Source organism: Streptomyces sp. NPDC003248 (assembly GCF_055563235.1).
Genome location: NZ_JBVHDT010000017.1, coordinates 130,056 through 148,783 on the forward strand (window position 1 = coordinate 130,056; position 18,728 = coordinate 148,783).

At 73.1% G+C, this 18,728-nt stretch carries 16 protein-coding genes; 8 read left to right on the forward strand and 8 right to left on the reverse strand.

Annotation, left to right across the window (positions count from 1 at the left end; translation table 11 throughout):
- Positions 1-7 precede the first annotated feature (7 nt).
- Both ACZ3KJ_RS30435 and ACZ3KJ_RS30440 read right to left on the reverse strand, forming a co-directional pair.
- Positions 8-1,411 carry a metallopeptidase TldD-related protein gene (locus ACZ3KJ_RS30435; protein WP_467531683.1) on the reverse strand — a complete coding sequence of 468 codons (1,404 nt, stop codon included), beginning with the start codon at positions 1,409-1,411 and terminating at the stop codon, positions 8-10.
- Complete coding sequence (locus ACZ3KJ_RS30440; protein WP_467531685.1) at positions 1,408-2,931, reverse strand: TldD/PmbA family protein; 1,524 nt, start codon at positions 2,929-2,931, stop codon at positions 1,408-1,410. The genes ACZ3KJ_RS30435 and ACZ3KJ_RS30440 overlap by 4 nt, the downstream gene beginning before the upstream one ends.
- 384 nt (positions 2,932-3,315) lie before the next feature.
- Here ACZ3KJ_RS30440 and fabG point away from each other — a divergent pair, with 384 nt between their 5' ends.
- From fabG to ACZ3KJ_RS30455, 3 genes are all read left to right on the forward strand, one after another.
- Positions 3,316-4,035 (forward strand): 3-oxoacyl-[acyl-carrier-protein] reductase, encoded by a 720-nt coding sequence (fabG, locus tag ACZ3KJ_RS30445; RefSeq protein ID WP_389524715.1) that lies wholly within the window; start codon positions 3,316-3,318, stop codon positions 4,033-4,035.
- 5 nt (positions 4,036-4,040) lie between these two features.
- Positions 4,041-4,808 carry an enoyl-ACP reductase FabI gene (gene fabI / locus ACZ3KJ_RS30450; protein ID WP_467531687.1) on the forward strand — a complete coding sequence of 256 codons (768 nt, stop codon included), beginning with the start codon at positions 4,041-4,043 and terminating at the stop codon, positions 4,806-4,808.
- A 203-nt stretch (positions 4,809-5,011) separates the two neighbouring features.
- Positions 5,012-5,377, forward strand: a complete 366-nt coding sequence (locus ACZ3KJ_RS30455) for a hypothetical protein (RefSeq protein ID WP_467531689.1) — start codon at positions 5,012-5,014, stop codon at positions 5,375-5,377.
- Positions 5,378-5,430: 53 nt separating this feature from the next.
- Here ACZ3KJ_RS30455 and ACZ3KJ_RS30460 read toward each other — a convergent pair whose 3' ends face one another.
- On the reverse strand, positions 5,431-6,120 hold the full coding sequence (locus ACZ3KJ_RS30460) for a FadR/GntR family transcriptional regulator (protein WP_467531690.1): 690 nt from the start codon (positions 6,118-6,120) through the stop codon (positions 5,431-5,433).
- Between the two features lie 70 nt (positions 6,121-6,190).
- Between ACZ3KJ_RS30460 and ACZ3KJ_RS30465 the strand changes: the two genes are divergently transcribed.
- From ACZ3KJ_RS30465 to ACZ3KJ_RS30480, 4 genes are all read left to right on the forward strand, one after another.
- The gene (locus tag ACZ3KJ_RS30465; protein ID WP_467531691.1) at positions 6,191-7,480 is read left to right on the forward strand and encodes a CynX/NimT family MFS transporter; all 1,290 of its coding nucleotides are present in this window, start codon (positions 6,191-6,193) and stop codon (positions 7,478-7,480) included.
- Between the two features lie 157 nt (positions 7,481-7,637).
- Positions 7,638-7,754 carry an SGM_5486 family transporter-associated protein gene (locus ACZ3KJ_RS30470; protein ID WP_385077999.1) on the forward strand — a complete coding sequence of 39 codons (117 nt, stop codon included), beginning with the start codon at positions 7,638-7,640 and terminating at the stop codon, positions 7,752-7,754.
- Positions 7,755-7,924: 170 nt separating this feature from the next.
- Positions 7,925-8,134 (forward strand): hypothetical protein, encoded by a 210-nt coding sequence (locus ACZ3KJ_RS30475; RefSeq protein WP_389524730.1) that lies wholly within the window; start codon positions 7,925-7,927, stop codon positions 8,132-8,134.
- Positions 8,135-8,253: 119 nt separating this feature from the next.
- Positions 8,254-8,772, forward strand: coding sequence for a SixA phosphatase family protein (locus ACZ3KJ_RS30480; RefSeq protein ID WP_467531694.1), 519 nt, complete (start codon positions 8,254-8,256; stop codon positions 8,770-8,772).
- 142 nt (positions 8,773-8,914) lie between these two features.
- On the opposite strand, the gene serB is transcribed toward ACZ3KJ_RS30480, so the two are convergent.
- Both serB and ACZ3KJ_RS30490 read right to left on the reverse strand, forming a co-directional pair.
- A complete protein-coding gene (serB, locus tag ACZ3KJ_RS30485; RefSeq protein ID WP_389524735.1) occupies positions 8,915-10,129 on the reverse strand; it encodes a phosphoserine phosphatase SerB in 1,215 nt (404 codons plus the stop codon).
- Between the two features lie 169 nt (positions 10,130-10,298).
- Positions 10,299-12,689, reverse strand: coding sequence for a streptophobe family protein (locus tag ACZ3KJ_RS30490; RefSeq protein WP_467531696.1), 2,391 nt, complete (start codon positions 12,687-12,689; stop codon positions 10,299-10,301).
- A gap of 247 nt (positions 12,690-12,936) precedes the next feature.
- Between ACZ3KJ_RS30490 and ACZ3KJ_RS30495 the strand changes: the two genes are divergently transcribed.
- Positions 12,937-15,492, forward strand: coding sequence for an FHA domain-containing protein (locus ACZ3KJ_RS30495; RefSeq protein WP_467531698.1), 2,556 nt, complete (start codon positions 12,937-12,939; stop codon positions 15,490-15,492).
- Between the two features lie 87 nt (positions 15,493-15,579).
- Here the strand turns inward: ACZ3KJ_RS30495 and ACZ3KJ_RS30500 are convergent, their stop codons facing one another.
- From ACZ3KJ_RS30500 to ACZ3KJ_RS30510, 3 genes are all read right to left on the reverse strand, one after another.
- Positions 15,580-16,332: a transglycosylase SLT domain-containing protein gene (locus ACZ3KJ_RS30500; protein ID WP_467531699.1), complete on the reverse strand. Its 753-nt coding sequence runs from the start codon at positions 16,330-16,332 to the stop codon at positions 15,580-15,582.
- Positions 16,333-16,744: 412 nt separating this feature from the next.
- A complete protein-coding gene (locus ACZ3KJ_RS30505; protein ID WP_467531700.1) occupies positions 16,745-17,908 on the reverse strand; it encodes an S-adenosylmethionine:tRNA ribosyltransferase-isomerase in 1,164 nt (387 codons plus the stop codon).
- On the reverse strand, positions 17,905-18,606 hold the full coding sequence (locus ACZ3KJ_RS30510; RefSeq protein WP_467531701.1) for an SDR family NAD(P)-dependent oxidoreductase: 702 nt from the start codon (positions 18,604-18,606) through the stop codon (positions 17,905-17,907). The genes ACZ3KJ_RS30505 and ACZ3KJ_RS30510 overlap by 4 nt, the downstream gene beginning before the upstream one ends.
- Positions 18,607-18,728 lie beyond the last annotated feature (122 nt).

Below are 18,728 nucleotides of genomic sequence, written 5' to 3' on the forward strand. Positions count from 1 at the left end.
TACGAGGTTATACGCCCTGGCTGACGGAGCTCATATTGAAATCCGGCACCTGCAGGGGCGGCATCGCGGCCCGGGTGAACCAGTCGCTCCACTCCCTGGGCAGCGTCTTCTCCGTGCGCCCGGCCTCGGCCGCCCGGCCCAGCAGATCGACCGGCGACTCGTTGAAGCGGAAGTTGTTCACCTCGCCCACGACCTCGCCGTCCTCGACGAGGTACACGCCGTCCCTGGTCAGGCCGGTCAGCAGCAGCGTCGCCGGGTCCACCTCGCGGATGTACCACAGACAGGTCAGCAGCAGCCCGCGCGCGGTGCCCGCGACCATCTCCTCCAGGGAGCGGTCGTCGCCGCCGTCCAGGATCAGGTTGTCGCCCGCGGGCGCCACCGGCAGCCCGGTCAGGCCCGCGCTGTGCCGGCTGGTCGTGAGGTGCCTCACCTCGCCCCCGCCGATCCACTCGGTCGCCCGGATCGGCAGCCCGTTGTCGAACACCGACTGGTCGCCGCCGGAGGAGTGCGCGACGACGAACGGCGCCGACTCCAGCCCCGGCGCGTGCGGGTCGCTGCGCAGCGACAGCGGCAGCTCGGTCAGCTTCTCGCCGAGGCGGGTGCCCCCGCCCGGCCGGGAGAACACCGTCCGCCCCTCGGCCGCGTCCCGGCCCGACGCCGACCACAGCTGGTAGATCATCAGGTCCGCCACGGCGGTCGGCGGCAGCAGCGTCTCGTACCGCCCGGCGGGCAGCTCGATCCGCCGCCGGGCCCAGCCCAGGCGTACGGCGAGCTCGGCGTCGAGCGCCGCCGGGTCGACGTCCTTGAAGTCCCGGGTCGACCGGCCCGCCCACGCCGACCGGGTACGGTCCGGCGACTTCGCGTTCAGCTCCAGCGTCCCGTTCGGCTGGTCGTGCCGCAGCCGCAGCCCGGTCGACGTGCCCAGGTACGTCGACACCATCTCGTGGTTGGCGAACCCGTACAGCTCCCGCCCGCCCGCCCGCGCGCGGGCGAACGCCTCGCCGAGCGCCGGCGCGAAGTCGGCGAACACGGCGGACGAGGTCTCGGCGGGCGCCTCCGTGAACTCGGGGGACCGCGCCGCCCCCGTGACCAGCGGCTGCGCGTCCTCGGCGGGCCCGGCGCCGCGCGCGGCGGCCTCGGCGGCCCGCACCAGCGGCTCCAGCTCGTCCGGGGTGACCGCGGCCCGCGAGACCACCCCGGAGGCGGTGCCCTCCTTGCCGTCCACCGTCGCGACCACCGTGAGCGTGCGCGAGCGCGTCACCCCGTTGGTGGTGAGGGCGTTGCCGGCCCAGCGCAGGTTGGCCGTCGACTGCTCGTCGGCGATCACCACACAGCCGTCGGCCCGCGACAGCTCCAGGGCCCGCTCCACGATCTCGTGCGGCTGGACCGCCTTGCTGGTGCGCGCGCTCATCGGCCGGCCTCCTGCGTGGTGTTCAGAATGTTGACGCCCTTGAACAGGGCCGACGGGCAGCCGTGGGAGACGGCCGCGACCTGCCCCGGCTGGGCCTTGCCGCAGTTGAAGGCACCCCCGAGCACGTACGTCTGCGGACCGCCGACCGCGGCCATGGACCCCCAGAAGTCGGTGGTCGTCGCCTGGTAGGCCACGTCCCGCACCTGCCCGGTGATCCGCCCGTTCTCGATGCGGAAGAAGCGCTGCCCGGTGAACTGGAAGTTGTACCGCTGCATGTCGATCGACCAGGACCGGTCCCCGACGACGTAGATGCCGCGGTCGACGCCCCCGATGAGGTCCTCCGTGGACATGCCGGCGGGGTCCGGCTTCAGCGACACGTTCGCCATGCGCTGCACCGGGACATGGCCGGGGGAGTCGGCGTACGCGCACCCGTTGGAGCGGTCGAAGCCGGTGAGCTTCGCGATCCGCCGGTCCATCTGGTAGCCGGCGAGGGTGCCGTCCTTCACCAGGTCCCAGGACTGCGCCCGCACTCCTTCGTCGTCGTAGCCGATCGTGGCGAGGCCGTGCTCGGCGGTGCGGTCGCCGGTGACGTTCATCAGCTCCGAGCCGTACCTGAGCTTGCCGAGCTGGTCGAACGTGGCGAAGGAGGTGCCGGCGTAGGCGGCCTCGTAGCCGAGGGCCCGGTCCAGCTCGGTGGCGTGCCCGATGGACTCGTGGATGGTCAGCCACAGGTTCGACGGGTCCACGACCAGGTCGTACAGCCCCGGCTGGACGCTCGGCGCCCGCATCTTCTCCGCGAGCAGCTCCGGGATGCGCTCCAGCTCCTCGTCCCAGTCCCAGCCGGTGCCCGTGAGGTACTCCCAGCCGCGCCCGACCGGCGGGGCGAGCGTCCGCATCGACTCGAACTCGCCGCTCGACTCGTCCACCGACACCGCCGTCAGCGACGGGTGCAGCCGCACCCGCTGCTGCGTGGTCACCGTGCCCGCCGTGTCGGCGTAGAACTTGTTCTCGTGGACGGTGAGCAGCGAGGCGTCGACGTGGTTGACGCCGTTGCCCGCGAGCAGCCGCGTGCTCCACTCCGCCAGCAGCGCCGCCTTCTCCTCGTCGGGCACGGTGAACGGGTCGATCGCGTACGACGACACCCACGTCTTCTCCGCGTGCACCGGCTCGTCGGCCAGCTCCACGCGCTCCTGCGACCCGGCCGCCTCGATCACCCGGGCGGAGAGCTTGGCCATGGCCACCGCCTGCGAGGCGACCTTGGCCGCCGCGTCCATCGTCAGGTCCACGCCGGAGGCGAACCCCCATGTGCCGCCGTGCACCACGCGCACCGCGTACCCGAGGTCCGTGGTGTCGGACGACCCGGCGGGCCGCGCGTCCCTCAGCCGCCAGGACGCGCTGCGCACCCGCTCGAACCGGAAGTCCGCGTGCTCCGCCCCCAGCGCACGCGCGCGGGCGAGCGCGGCGTCGGCGAGGGCACGTAGGGGTAGCGCGAGAAAGGTCGGATCGATGCCGTGGGCCACAGGAGGCTCTCCCCTATCGAAGTGTTCTCAAGGTGTTCGCTGCGCGTGCTCTGTGGAAGGGACAAGGCCGCAGTCAAGCACGTCACATCCGATCATGCCGTGTCCACCGTGTTTCGTGCGGCGGCCCGTTCGTGAGGCGGCCCGGGGGAGTTGGGGAATCGCCGTGGGCACGTTACGCGGGAGCCCGGCCTCCTCGTGGGCCACGCCGGGGACCGGCTGCCGCCCGGCGCGGGGCGAAACTGTAGGGACCCGACAGTCAGCCCCCTGCGCCACTGTCGGTGCCCCCTTGTCCGCGAGCGCGACCGGACCGATAGGTTCGGGGGAAGCCGCCTGTCACCCAGCGTCCGGGCGGTCGTGTCAGACCCCTAGGGAAAGGGTGATCCGTTGAGCCGCTCGGTTCTCGTCACCGGAGGAAACCGGGGCATCGGCCTCGCCATCGCCCGCGCGTTCGCCGACGCCGGCGACAAGGTCGCGATCACGTACCGTTCGGGTGAGCCGCCGGCCGCCCTGACGGAACTGGGCTGCCTCGCCGTCAAGTGCGACATCACCGACGCCGAGCAGGTGGAGCAGGCCTACAAGGAGATCGAGGCCGTGCACGGTCCGGTCGAGGTCCTGATCGCCAACGCCGGCATCACCAAGGACCAGCTCCTGATGCGCATGTCCGAGGAGGACTTCACCTCGGTCGTCGACACCAACCTCACCGGCACCTTCCGGGTCGTCAAGCGCGCCAACCGCGGCATGCTGCGCGCCAAGAAGGGCCGCGTCGTGCTGATCTCCTCGGTCGTCGGGCTCCTCGGCTCCGCGGGGCAGGCCAACTACGCCGCCTCCAAGGCCGCCCTGGTCGGCTTCGCGCGATCCCTCGCCCGTGAGCTGGGCTCGCGCAACATCACCTTCAACGTCGTCGCGCCCGGTTTCGTCGACACCGACATGACCAAGGTGCTCACCGACGAGCAGCGCGCGGGCATCGTCTCGCAGGTCCCGCTCGGCCGGTACGCGCAGCCGGAGGAGATCGCCGCGACGGTGCGGTTCCTCGCCTCGGACGACGCCTCGTACATCACTGGAGCCGTCATCCCCGTTGACGGCGGACTGGGAATGGGTCACTGATCACCATGAGCGGAATTCTCGAGGGCAAGCGCGTCCTGATCTCCGGTGTGCTGATGGAGTCCTCCATCGCCTTCCACGCCGCCAAGCTGGCCCAGGAGCAGGGCGCCGAGATCATCCTGACCGCGTTCCCGCGGCCCACGCTGACCGAGCGCATCGCCAAGAAGCTGCCGAAGCCCACCAAGGTCATCGAGCTCGACGTCACCAACGACGAGCACCTCGGCCGCCTGGCCGACGTCGTCGGCGAGGAGCTGGGCGGCCTCGACGGCGTCGTCCACTCCATCGGCTTCGCGCCGCAGGACGCCCTCGGCGGCAACTTCCTCAACACGCCGTTCGAGTCGGTCGCCACGGCCATGCACGTCTCGGCGTACTCCCTGAAGTCGCTCACCATGGCCTGCCTGCCGCTGATGCAGAACGGCGGCTCGGTCGTCGGCCTCACCTTCGACGCGCAGTACGCCTGGCCCCAGTACGACTGGATGGGCCCGGCCAAGGCCGCGCTGGAGGCCACCAGCCGCTACATGGCCCGCGACCTGGGCAAGCAGAACATCCGCTGCAACCTCATCTCCGCCGGCCCGATCGGCTCCATGGCCGCCAAGTCCATCCCGGGCTTCAACGACCTGGCCGCCGTGTGGGACAGCCGCTCCCCGCTGGAGTGGGACCTCAAGGACCCCGAGCCGGCCGGCCGCGGTGTCGTCGCCCTGCTCAGCGACTGGTTCCCGAAGACCACGGGCGAGATCATCCACGTGGACGGCGGTCTGCACGCCATCGGCGCCTGACCACCGGCCGAAGCGCCGAAGCGCCGAAGCGCCGAAGCACCGAAGCACCGAAGTACCGACGCCCCGTCCCCCGCGTCTCGCGGGGGGCGGGGCGTCACCCGTCCGGCGTACTCGACCGGGCGGGCAGGGGCCGTCACCAGCCATGATGAGGTGTGCCTTCCGCACGCGCTTCCCTCCCCAGCACGGCCGAGGAGGTCCCCCTTGTGCGCCTGTCCCGCAGCGTGGCCCCAGTGACCGTCGCCGTCTTCGTCGTCCTCTCCCTGCCGTACCACGCCCTGCCCCACGCGCGCGGGGAGGCGTCGCCCGCGCGGGCACCGAAGCCCTCCGCCCCGCCGGAACCGTTCGGCGCGGAGTGCCGCGTCACGGTCCGCGGCTCCCACGTCGTCGCCTACTGCCACAACCCCTACGCCGAGGTCGACCGCGTCCGCCTGCACATCGAGTGCGCCCGCTGGTGGGACCTGGACACCGACGGAGCCCCCGCCGACGCCGGACCCGCCATGACCGTACGGCTGACCGGCCGGTGCTGGAAGGAGGTCGGCGCGGCCTGGGTCAGCCACCGCAGGCCGTGAGCCCCACGGCCTGGGGCAGCCATCGGACGCCGTGAGCCCCACCACGGCCTGGGTCAGCCACCGGACGCCGTGAACCGCCCGGGCCGGCACAGGAACGGATAGCTCGCCGCCTCCGTGGCCGCCCGCTCCGCGTCCCCGGCGCGGATCGCGTCCACCAGCCGCGTGTGGTCCATGTACGTCTCCGGCGTCAGCTCCTCGCCCACGTCCTCGCGCAGCCAGTCCCGCAGCACCTCGCCGAGGTCCGCGTACATCGCGGTCATGACGTCGTTGTGGGAGGCGGCCACCACGGCCAGGTGGAAGGTCGCGTCCGCCGCGACGAACGCCTCGGCGTCGCCCGACTCCCACGTCTCCTCGCGCCGCAGCAGCAGCGCGTCCAACTGCTTGAGGTCCTTCTCGGTGCGCCGCTCGGCGGCCAGTTTCGCCGCGCCGGACTCCAGCGTGGAGCGCAGTTCGGCGATGTGCCGCGGGTCCGCGGCGGCGAAACGGCGGTGCATCACGCCCGCCAGCTCGCTCGTCGCCACCACGTACGTGCCCGAGCCCTGCCGGATGTCCAGCAGGCCGTTGTGCGCGAGGGCGCGGACGGCCTCGCGGACGGTGTTCCGGGCGACGCCCAACTGCTCGACCAGCTCGGGCTCCGTCGGGATGCGCGAGCCCACCGGCCATTCACCCGAGGTGATCTGGGTACGCAGCGCGGTGATGACCTGCTCGGACAGCGCCGAGCGACGGGGATGGCTCAGGGGCATGGCACACCTTCGCACGGGCGGGACGGGGTGACGGCACCCGGGGATGGACAACCAATCATCCTATGATTCTATGATGGGCCTCATGGTCAGTGAGGAAACACGGACGACGCCGTCCCCCGCCCCGACCGCTCCGGCGGTTGCCCCAGAGCCGCGGACGGACACGCGCGCGTGGGCGCAACGCCTGCTCGTGGCCGGCATCGTGCTGGCCGCCTTCAACCTCCGTCCGGCCATCACGAGCCTCGGCGCCCTCCTCGAAGAGGTCCGCGACGGCCTCGGCATGAGCGGCAGCGTGGCCGGCCTGCTGACCTCCGTGCCCCCGCTCTGCTTCGCCGTCTTCGGCGTCACCGCCCCCCGCCTCGCCCGCCGCTTCGGACCGGGCGCGGTGGTCTGCGCGGGCATGGCCGCGATCACCGCGGGCCTGCTGATACGGCCGTACGCCGGGAGCACGCCCGGTTTCCTGGCCGCCAGCGCCCTCGCCCTCATGGGCATCGCCGTCAGCAACGTCCTGATGCCGGTGATCGTCAAGCGCTGGTTCCCCGACCGGGTCGGCTCCATGACCGGCCTGTACTCGATGGCCCTCGCCCTCGGCACCTCGACCGCCGCGGCGATCACCGTGCCCGTGACCGACGCGCTGGGCGGCGGATGGCAGCCCGGGCTCGCGGTCTGGGCCGGCCTGGCGGCGGTCGCCGTCCTGGCGTGGCTGCCACAGGTGCGCAGGCGGGAGGCGGCGCCCGACGCGCGGGCCACCGCGCGCGCGGAGGCGCCGGCCGGGATGCGCGTCACCCGCAGCCGCACCGCCTGGGCGCTCGCCGTCTTCTTCGGGCTCCAGGCCACCGCCGCCTACATCACCATGGGCTGGATGGCGCAGATCTTCCGGGACGCGGGCGTGGCCGCGAGCACGGCGGGCCTGCTCCTCGCCGTCACGATGGTGATGGGCGTGCCCCTGGCCTTCGTCATCCCGCGCGTGGCGGCCCGGCTGCCGCACCAAGGCCCGATCGTGCTCGCGCTCGGTGTCTGCGGCCTCGCCGGATACGCCGGCCTCTACCTCGCGCCCGCCGGCGGCGCCTGGGCCTGGGCGGTGCTGCTCGGCGTCGCCAACTGCGCCTTCCCGCTGGCCCTCACCATGGTCGGCATGCGGGCCAGGACCGGCGCCGGCGTGGCCCAGCTGTCGGCCTTCGCCCAGAGCACCGGCTATCTGATCTCGATCCCCGGCCCGCTCCTGGTGGGCGTCCTCTACCAGCACAGCGGAGGCTGGGGCCTGCCCCTCGCGCTGATGGCGGCGCTGATGGTCCCGCAGACGGTGGTGGGCGTGCTCGCCGGCCGCGACCGCACCGTGGAGGACGAGGCCGCCGCCCGCTGACCTCGGTGCCCACTGCGTCGACCCAGGGGGTACCGGGTCGACCCTGGTCGCCCCCGGGGCGCACCGCGTCGACCCCGGGGCGCACCGCGTCGCCCCCGGGGCGCACCGCGTCGACCCCGGGGATACCGCATCGCGCGGCGGGTGCGAGACTGGGCGCATGCCCGTGCTCGACCCGAACCCCCAGAACGGCCAGAAGAAGATGCTGCTCGTCTTCGGCTCGTTCCTCCTCATCTTCGTGATCATCGCCGTCGTCGCGACGATCGCCTCGCCCTGACGCGCCTGCTCCCCTCGGGCGGTGGGGTTAACCCCCCTGTCCCCTAGGGGGCCAGGGTCAGGGTCAAGTGGGTGGACCACCGGATGGGGGGAGGCCCGCCGGATCCGTACCTTCGAGAAGTGACCGCGCGACGCGGCCCACGGACGACTCGAAGACCCGCGGAGGCACCCATGCCGGCCCCTACGCACACCCGGCCCCACCCGGTCGCCCCGAGCGGCGGTATCGCCACCCGGCTGCCCTGGTGGGCCCTGGCGCTCCCGGCCCTGGCCTTCGTCGCCCTGCTCACGCTGATACTGAACCCGTCCGACGCCCAGGCGGCCGCCGGCGACCCGACGATCCCGCACCTCGTCGAGCGCGTGCGCCACCTGCTCGCGCGCTAGCCGTGTCGATCACGCCCCGGGCACGCCCGTCACCGCACGCCCTCCACCCCCGGCCGACCGGCGAAGGCGCATGTCAACTCCCTGCGCCGCATGGCCTGTTTCATGCGAAGCTGGGAGCCATGAGCGTCGTAGAACCCCGCAGGATCGTCCTCTTCCGGCATGCGAAAGCCGACTGGCCCCAGGTGACCGACCACGAGCGGCCGCTCTCCGAGCGGGGCCGTCATGACGCCGCCATCGCCGGACGCAAGCTGACCGACACCGACATCGCCATCGATCTCGCGCTGTGCTCCACCGCCACCCGCACCCGCGAGACGTGGAAGCTCGCCGTCCAGGAGTTCCCGCAGCGGCCGAAAACCGTCTACGAAGAGCGGATCTACGAGGCCTCCCCGGGCGAGCTGATCGCCCTGCTCAACGAAACCCCCGACGACGTGCGCAGCATCCTCCTCGTCGGCCACAACCCGGGCATCCACGGCCTCGCCGACATCCTCTCGGGCACCGCCGAGGACGACGCCCGCGAGCGCATGAACCGCCGCGGCTTCCCGGCCGCCGCCTTCGCCGTCGTGTCCTTCGACGGCTCCTGGAAGTCCCTGGAGCCTGCCGTCGGCACCCTGACCGACTACTGGGCGCCGTCCGAGTGAGCCCGCGGCAGGAGTGATCCGCGTCCGGTGCCGGAGCATCCCGCACGCGAGACGCACCGGCACGTGGCACGCACCGGCACGCGCGAGGCCCGGCACCCCTACGGTGCCGGGCCCTGCCTTCGACCGCTGCGGGCCGATACGGCTACCGCTCGTCGTGGGTGTCCGCCGCCTCGACCTCTTCGCGGGTGATGCCCAGCAGATACAGGACGGTGTCCAGGAACGGCACGTTCACCGCCGTGTGGGCGGCCTGCCGCACGACCGGCTTGGCGTTGAAGGCGACACCGAGACCGGCCGCGTTGAGCATGTCCAGGTCGTTGGCGCCGTCGCCGATCGCCACCGTCTGCGACAGCGGTACGCCGGCCTCGGCGGCGAACCTGCGCAGCAGCCGCGCCTTGCCCGCGCGGTCCACGATCTCCCCGGTGACCCGGCCCGTCAGCTTCCCGTCGACGATCTCCAGCGTGTTCGCCTGGGCGAAATCGAGCCCCAGCCGCTCCTTGAGGTCGTCGGTGACCTGGGTGAAGCCGCCGGAGACGACCCCCACCTGGTAGCCGAGTCGTTTCAGCGTCCGGATGAGGGTGCGCGCACCCGGCGTCAGCCGCACCTCCGCGCGCACCTTCTCCACGACCGACGCGTCCAGCCCCTCCAGCAGCGCCACGCGCGCGTGCAGCGACTGCTCGAAGTCCAGCTCGCCCCGCATCGCCGCCGCCGTCACCTCGGCGACCTGCTCCTCACAGCCGGCGTGCGCGGCGAAGAGCTCGATCACCTCGTCCTGGATGAGCGTGGAGTCGACGTCCATGACCACGAGCCGCTGGGCGCGCCGGTGCAGGCCCGCCGCCACGACGGCGATGTCGACACCCAGCGCGGCCGCGTCCGTGACCAGGGCGGTGCGCAGCGGCTCCGTCTCCACACCGGAGACCGCGAACTCGACGGCCGTCACCGGATACTTGGCCAGCCGGAAGATGCGGTCGATGTTGCCGCCCACCTTGGTGATCTGGGCGGCGACGGCGGCCGTGGCCTCCGCGGTCAGCGGGTGGCCGAGCACGGTGACGAGGGAGCGGCCGAGACCGCGCGGCCGGTTGTCACCGATGCCGGAGATGATCTCCGCCTGCATCTTCATCGACTCCGCCCAGCTGTGGACGGTCGCCCGGAGGTCCCCCTCCAGCCCGTGCGGCGGCTCGGTCACGAGCGCGCACAGCACCATACGGCCACGGGTGACGACCTGCTCGATGTCGACCACGTCGACGGAGTAGGCGGCGAGGGTGTCGAAGAGGCCGGCCGTGATGCCCGGCCTGTCCTTGCCGAAGATCTTGACAAGGAGGGTGGGGACGTCGGTCGGCGAGGTCTGCTCAGCGCTCATGGTGTACCCACCGTATCCGGCACCCAGTGCCGACCGCCGCCCAGGTCCGCCTAGCGGACACGGAACAGTGGGTGGCGTGCCGGTGACCCGCGCATGACGACGCGGCCACGGCTGCCGCCACACGTCCCGCCCTACGGCCGAACGGCTCAGCGGGGCCGCTTCGGACGGCTCAGCGGGGCCGCTTCGGCCTGTCGGGCGGGGGCGCTGCCGGAGGCGGTGGGGGAGGAACCGACGGAGGGTGCGGCGGTGAGGGCGGGGGAGACGAGGGGGGCCGCCGGGGTGGCGGGGGTGGCGGAGGCGGTCCGTCGTCGGCGTCCCGCGCCGGTCGCTCCCCGGGCCCCGGTCGCTCCCCGGGCCGCGGCGGGTTCCCGGGTCGCGGAGGGTCGCCGGGTCGCGGAGGGTCGCCGGGACGCCGTGGGGACCGGGGCGGCGGTCCGACGGGCCGGACCATGGTGGGCGCGTCGTACAGGTCGCCGAGCGGCGGCGGCCCGTCCGGACGCCGCCCGGCACCCGGCGTGTCCGGAGCACCCGGAGCACCCGGAGGAGCAGGAGGATCGACGGGCCGGGCTGCGCCCACAGACCCAACGGCTCCGCTCGGCCCCGGCGGGAAACCCGGCGCGGACGGTGCGGACGGCGCGGACGGCGCGGCCCCACCGGGGCGGGGCCCGGGACCGCCCGGCGGTGGGGCGGGACGGGAGTCCTCGGGCGGGGACGCGTCCGTGCTGCGCCCGCTCGGGGCCCCGGGGCGCGCGTCCTCCGGCTCCCGTAGACGGTCCGGCACGCGCAGGTACGGGTTGGTCGCCGGATTGGGCGGCCGGTACGGAGCGCTCGGTGCGTACGGTCCGGACCGGCCCTCGCCGGGCCCGACCCCCGGACGCTCCGCCTCCCCGGCCCCGGCGCCCCGGGGCCCGACACCTGCGTCTCCCTCGTCTCCGTGCCCGACACCTGCACCTGCCGCGCCCCCATACCCGACACCCGCGAACCCGCCCCCGACCCCAGCCGCACCGCCTCCTGCACCACCACCACCGCCTCCTGCCCCACCGCCTCCTGCCCCACCGCCTTCTCCCCCACCACCCCCCGCACCACGCCCCACCCCCGGCACCCCCACCCCCGGCGCCCCCACCTCCCTGACACCCCGTGCCAGCGGCGCCGCCCGTCCACCCGCCGCCCCGGTCGCGCAGGCCAGTGCCGCGCCGACGCCCCCCGCCCCGGCACCCCACGCGACGCCCAGCAGCACCGCCGTGCCGAGGTGCCCGTGCAGTTCGATCCCGGCCTCGAAGGCGTCGAACCCCAGCACGGACAGGGAGGCGTCCGCGGACACGTCCGTCAGCCGGACGAGCAACGGCAGGGCCACCCCGGTCACGACCCCGAGCCGCAGCGCACACCGTCCGGCGAAGCCGACGACGCCGGCGCCCCCGACGGCGCCCGAGTCCCGGGCCGCCTCGAACGGCGTCCGTACGGCTGCCAACACCCCGGCCAGCAGCATCATCACGACCACCGCCACCGCCAACAGCCACACGCGACCGTCCAGTTCGGCCAGTCGGCCCAGCGTCACCGACTGCTCGGTGCCCATGCCCAGCAGCCGGTCCAGCGGAGCCGGCAGCACGCCGGTCAGGACGCCCGTAGCCCTGCCGTCCCACGGCACGAACAGGCCGATGCCGAGACCGAGCCAGGCCCCGTTCGGCGCGCCCAGCAGCGCCGCCCCCGCGATGCGCCCGGGGTCGTCGTCGCCGATCGCCCCGTACGCGGCCGCGGCGAACCCGGCCGCCACGGAGACCAGCAGCACGGTGACGACGGCGGACACGGCGGGCCGTACCACCCGGTGCACGGCCTCCCACCCCCGCGGCAGGGGCGTACGGCGCGAGGCCAGCAGGGCGACCGTCAGGACCCCCGCCGACCACAGCAGTCCGCCGAGCAGCGTCGGGACCGTGTCGACGGTGTAGCCGACGGCCGCCTGAGCGTCCATCAGATCCCCGAGCCGGTCCGGCAGCAGACCACCGACGTCCCCCAGGTCGCCCAGCCCGGGGATCTCGACCCCACCGCCCCCGCCCCCGCCGGACAGGTCGTCCAGCCCGAGCGTGCCCCCGTCGATCGTGACGACGTCGTGCCCCGCCCAGGCCAGCCCGCCCAGCACCGCCACGAACAGGGCGACCATCGTGGCCGCGCGGGCGAGGAGTTCGGCGGGCGCGATCACCGCGCCCGCCGTGCGCAGGGACCGCAGGAAGAACCACGACAGCAGCAGCGCCCCGACCAGGCCGACGCCAAGTGGCGTGATCTCGACGGCCGTCACCGCCTCCGCGCCCGTGAGGCCGAACGCCGACACGTCCCCCGACGGCGTCACCGCACCACCCGCCCCGAGCGCCACCACCGCCGCCGTCATCGGGCCCAACGAGCCCGCCGCGTCGGCCTCCAGCAGGTGCAGCCCGAGCGCCGCGGTCCCCGCCATCCCGATCAATGCCCAGCTCACCGCGGCGATCGCGGACACCAGCACGTCGGCCCACGGCACACCCGCGCCGCGCTCCGAGCTCCCGACGCCCCCGACACCCGTGCCGGCACCCATGCAGACCCCCCGATCCGCGGTGCGGAGCGGCGAAGATCGCCGTTTCCGTCCCTTCTCGCGTTTGTTTACCACTCTCCGGCCCGGTTTCAACCTCGTCAACGGATACGGCCGAGGAGCCCCTACGCGGTCTTCACAAGGCCCGGCTTTCGGTCAGGGGGCCGTGCCTGAAATAGTTCCCGACGATGTTCGACATCCCTAGACTCCCTGCGACGGGGGTAACTCGGGGGACTACTCAGTGGGGCATGGAGTGCCGGAACTCGTACTGGAATTGAACGGACGCACCTGGAGACTGGATCCGTCCAGGGCCTACACCCTGGGACGCGATCCGCAGGGGGACATCGTCCTCGACGACGCCAGGGTCTCCTGGCGTCACGCCACGGTCAGCTTCAACGGCCGTGGTTGGGTCCTGGAGGACCACGGCAGCACCAACGGCACGTTCGTGCAGGGCCAAAGGGTCCAGCAGGTGGAGCTCGGCGCCGGTTCGGCGGTGCACCTCGGCAACGCGACCGACGGCCCCCGCCTGAACCTCTCCGGCGCGGCGGCGAACGTCGCCGCGCCGCAGGCCCAGCCGCAGCAGCAGCCGTACGCGGCGCAGGGCGCGAACCCCGGCTGGGGTCAGCCGGCACCGCACCAGCCGGCACCGCACCAGCAGGCACCGCAGCAGCCGGCGCCGCACCCGCAGGCGCCGCAGGCCGGCTGGCAGCCGCCGCAGCAGGCCGCCGCGCCCATCCCGCAGCAGCAGGGCCCCGGCGTCGGCGCGGGGGCGCCGCCGGTCTACGGCGACCGCAGCCCGACCACCTTCCACCAGTTCTCCCTCGGCCGCGTCATGCGCATCGGCCGTGCCCTGGAGAACGACCTGGTCGTCTCCGACCTCCAGGTCTCCCGCAACCACGCCGAGTTCCACTCCATGCCCGACGGCCGTATGGAGATCCGCGACCTCGGCTCGCACAACGGCACGTACGTCAACGGCCAGCCGATCGCCAAGGGCGGCTCGCAGCTGCTCGGCCCGGCCGACATCGTCGGCGTCGGCCACTCGACGTTCCGGATCGTCGGCGACCGCCTCGAGGAGTTCGTCGACACCGGTGAGGTGTCCTTCTCCGCCCGCCACCTGACCGTCACGGTCGACGGCGGCAAGCAGATCCTGAAGGACGTCTCCTTCGGAGTGCCGGAGAAGTCCCTGATCGCGGTCATCGGCCCGTCCGGTTCCGGCAAGTCCACCCTGCTCAAGGCGCTCACCGGCTACCGGCCCGCCAACCAGGGCGACGTCCTCTACGACAACCGGAACCTGTACAAGCAGTTCGCCGAGCTGCGCCAGCGCATCGGTCTGGTCCCGCAGGACGACATCCTGCACAAGGAGCTGACCGTCAAGAAGGCCCTCAAGTACGCGGCCAAGCTCCGCTTCCCCGCCGACACCACGGCGGCCGAGCGCGAGGCCCGCATCGACGAGGTGCTGCGCGAACTGAAGCTGGACATCCACAAGGAGAAGAAGGTCACCTCCCTCTCCGGCGGCCAGCGCAAGCGTGTCTCGGTGGCCCTGGAGCTGCTCACCAAGCCGTCGCTGATCTTCCTGGACGAGCCGACCTCCGGCCTCGACCCGGGCATGGACCGCGACGTGATGCAGCTGCTGCGCGGCCTCGCCGACGACGGGCGCACGGTCCTCGTCGTCACCCACTCGGTGGCCGAACTGGCGATCTGCGACAAGCTCCTGGTGATGGCGCCGGGTGGCTCGGTCGCCTACTTCGGCCCGCCCGAGGAGGCGCTGAACTTCTTCGGCTACGACACCTGGGCCGACGTCTTCTCCGCCTTCGAGAACTACCGCGACTACGACTGGGCGGGCCGCTGGAAGGGCTCGCAGCACTACCAGATGTACGCCGCGGACATCGACGCCACCGCGCCGCAGTCCGTACAGATGCCGCCGATGCAGGCCCTGCGGCCACCGAAGCCGCAGGGCTGGATGTCCCAGTTCGTCACACTGGTGCGCCGCTACGTCTCGGTGATCGTCTCCGACAAGGGCTTCCTCGCCCTCATGGTGATCCTGCCGGCCGTCCTCGGCGCGGTGAGCCTGCTCATCGACCCGGACCGCGGCCTGCTGCCGAACCCGGCCAACCCGAAGACCGGCCGGATCATCCCCAACGGCACGGCCACCACGGTCCTGCTGATCCTCGCCGTCGGCGCCTGCTTCGCCGGTGCCGCGAACTCCGTCCGTGAGCTGATCAAGGAACGGGTCATCTACGAGCGGGAGCGCGCGACCGGCCTGTCGCGCTCGGCGTACCTGATGTCCAAGGTGTTCGTGCTGGGCATGATCACCGTGCTCCAGGGGCTGCTGGTCGGCGTCATCGGCCTCTCCAGCCGGGAGATCCCGGAGGAGGGCCTGGTCCTCGGCAAGCTCACGCTCCTGGAGATGTCGCTGCCGATCATGGCGCTCGGCTTCACCTCGATGATGTTCGGCCTGATCATCTCCGCGCTGGTGAAGACCGCCGAGAAGACCATGCCCCTGCTGGTCATGTTCGCGATCATCCAGGTCGTCTTCACCGGCTGCCTGTTCGCCCTGAACGGCTCGATCGGCGTCAACCAGTTCTCGTACCTGATGCCCTCCCGCTGGGCGGTCGCCGCCGCGGGCGCCACGCTGGACTTCAACAAGATCAGCCCGCCCGAGGAGGGCGTCGGCAACGACCCGCTGTGGGAGCACACCGTCGGCGCCTGGGCCATGGACATGGCCGCCCTGATCGCCCTCGGCGTGATCTGCGGCTTCTTCGTGGCCCGCTTCCTGCGCCGCCACGAGCCCGAGGTCATGCGGAAGTAGTCCGCACGCGGCCGACGCCGAAGGGCGGCACCCCGACCGGGGTGCCGCCCTTCGGCGTTCGCGGACCTACGGCGTCGGCCGACAGGCTCAGTACGCGCTGTTGACGTTGTCCATGGAGCCGTAGCGGTGGGCCGCGTAGTTGCAGGCGGCGGTGATGTTGGCGACCGGGTCGTAGATGTTCCAGGACGTGCCCGGGACGTGGTAGGCCGAGAAGGTCGGCGGGATGACCTGGAGCAGGCCCTTCGACGGGACGCCGTTGATGGCGTTGATGTCCCAGTTGTTGATGGCGTACGGGTTGCCGGAGGACTCGCGCATGATGTTGCGGTGGATGCCCGAGTAGGAGCCCGGGATGCCGTGCTTCTTCATGATGGCGAGCGACTCGCGGATCCAGCCGTCGAGGTTGTTCGGGTAGCTCTTGACGGAGGCCGGCTGGACGGCGGCGCGCAGGGAGGCCCGGCTCGTGGCCTGCTGCACCTTGCGCTCGGCGGCGGCCTTCGCGACCGCACGGGCCACCGCCTTCTTCTGGGCGGCCGCGTCGGCGGCGGCCTCCTTCTTCGCCGCGGCGGCAGCGGCGGCGGCCTTCTTCTGCGCGGCCGCGGCGTCGGCGGCCGCCTTCTTCTTCGCCTCGATGGCGTCCAGCTTCACGGTGACGCCGGCCTGCCGGCCGGTCACGCCGGCCTTGACGTCCTTCACCGGCTCGGAGCTGTAGGCGACGCGGGCCGGGGAGGCGGCGTCCGTCGTGGTCGTGTGCGTGTCGGCCGGCACCACGGAGAAGGCGATGGCGGCGGCACCGAGCGTGGTGACACCGGCGATCGCGATCCTGCGAGTGTTCTTGGGCATGGCGGAATGACCTCTTCGATAGCGCGGAGGTCGCTCTGTCTGTCCACGGCGGACACGGGTGCTTTCGGCACGAACGCCGCGGGGAGAGCCCGCGGCGCTGAGCGACGGCAGCCATTGTTAGCGGCCGCAAAATTCGGAGGCAATCATGTGACGTACGAAGCCGGGTAGTGGATCAGGGAACGGCAAAACGGGACAGACCACAACGTCTGTCCCGTTCAACCCGGACCCTTTTGACTCCTAAGGCCCTTCGTACGTGATGTGCACCCTATGTGCGGGCTCACATCCGCCTCTCAGGCTTCTCACTGCCAGTTGCTGGCGCAATGCCGAGCGTGAGTGGTTTCGCGGCGGGATCGCACCGCCCCGCGCAGACGGGACGGGAGGGCCTCGTCCGGACGGGACCGGACCGCCCCGCTCAGGCGGGACGGTGGTCCCCGTCCCCCGGCAGAAGGAGGTGCAGATCCCCGAACTCGTGCCACAGGTACCGCCCGCGCAGTGCCTCCTCGTAGCCCCGGTCGACCGCGGCCCGGCCCGCCACCGCCTCCAGCATCAGCAGGTGCGAGGCCTCCGGTTCGTGCAGCCCGGTCAGCAGCCCGTCCACCACCCGCACCCCGCGCCCGGGCGTGACGACGAGGTCCGTCCACCCCTCCCGCGCGCGCACCACCCCGTCCGCCCCGGACGCCGACTCCACGGCCCGCACGGCCGTCGTCCCCACCGCGATCACCCGCCCCGCCGTCCGCCTCCCGCCGCCCTGCCGGGCGAGCGCCCCGCGCCCGTCCCGCTCGGCCCGCACGGCGTTGATCAGCCGGGCCGACGCCTCCGGCACCGCGAACCACTCCGGGTACGGCGGCTCGTGCGCCTCCGCCGAGGCCACCCCCGTGTGCAGGGTGACCGGCGCGAACCGCACCCCGCGGCTGACCAGCTCCGTCACCAGCCGGGCGGTGAAGGGCCGCGCGGCACTCGGCATCTCCGCACTGCCCGACCCGTCGGCCGACGGCAGCGCGAACACCGTCTGGTACACCGACAACGGCTGGTCCCGCTCCGTGTAGGAGTACCGGATGGGCCGCCCGTGCCCCCGCAGCAGCACCGGCACCGGCCCGCCGGACACCCGCGCCCACCACAGCCGCCCGTCGTCCCCGCCCAGCGCCTCCTCGCACACGAGCCGCACGCCTCCCGGCAGCCGCACCTCCGTTCCCCGGACCGTGCCCGCCGCTCTCCCCACCCGCGCGCGCGTGGTGCCCCTCCCGTCCGGATCCCGCAGCTCGACCGCCCACCGCCCGTCGTCCCCGCGCGTGGAGAAGTGCACCACCACGCGCGCGTGCCCGATCCACCCGTCCACCGCGGCCGCCAGCGTGGGCGAGGTGTTCACCACCAGCAGGTCCCCGGCCCGCAGCAGCCCGGGCAGCTCCCGGAACACGTGGTGCGCCACCTCCGTCCCCCGCGACACCAGCAGCCGTACGGAGTCCCGACCCCGGCCGGGGCCGCGCTGCTCGGCCGGCACCCGCGCCGACAGCTCCTCGGGCACACTGCCCCGGCGTCGGCTGCGCTCGTGCGGGGAGACCCCCGTGACCGGCGTCATCGCCGTCCCCCCAGCAGCGCCGGAGCCCCGTACCGCCCGCTGGCCGGCCGCTCGTCCAGCAGCCGCAGGAACGCCGGCGCCACGGTGCGCGGATCCGGCCGCGGAGCGTCGTCGTCCGGCACGGCCGCCGCGTACAGGTCCGTGGCCATGTCCCCGGGGTCCACCGACCACACCCGCAGCCCCGGCTCCTCCACGCCGAGCACCGCCGCGAGCTGGTCGAGCGCCGCCTTCGAGGCCCCGTAGCCGCCCCACGTCCCGTACGCCTCGGCGGCCGCGTCCGAGCTGACCGTGACCACCGCGCCCGCCCGCGCCGACCGCAGCAGCGGCAGCGCCTCCTGGACCAGCCCCAGCGCGGCCACGACGTTCACCTCCAGCGCCCGCCGCAGTCCGTCCGCGGGCAGCTCCGCCAGCCGGACCAGCGGCTCGGCGCCCAGCGCGCTCGCGTTGCTCACCAGCAGGTCGCAGCCGCCGAGCCGGCGGGCGGCCGCCACCAGCTCCGACCGGTGCGCGGGATCGGTGACGTCCCCGGCCACCGCCTCGACGCGCGTCCCGTGCTCCGCCGCGACCGCCGCCGCCGTCTCCTTGAGCACCTCCGCCGTCCTGGCGCCCAGCACCAGATCCCAGCCCCGCGCGGCCAGCGCCTCGGCCAACGCCCTCCCCAGGCCCTTCGACGCTCCCGTGATGATCGCCACCGGCATGACAACCGTCCCTTCGTCCGACGACCCGCCGCCGCTCGGCGGTGCCCTCACCGTAGGAACCGCCCCGCCCGCCCCGCCTCGGACGCGGGGCGGGCGACACCGGGGCCCTTCGGCGTACGTCC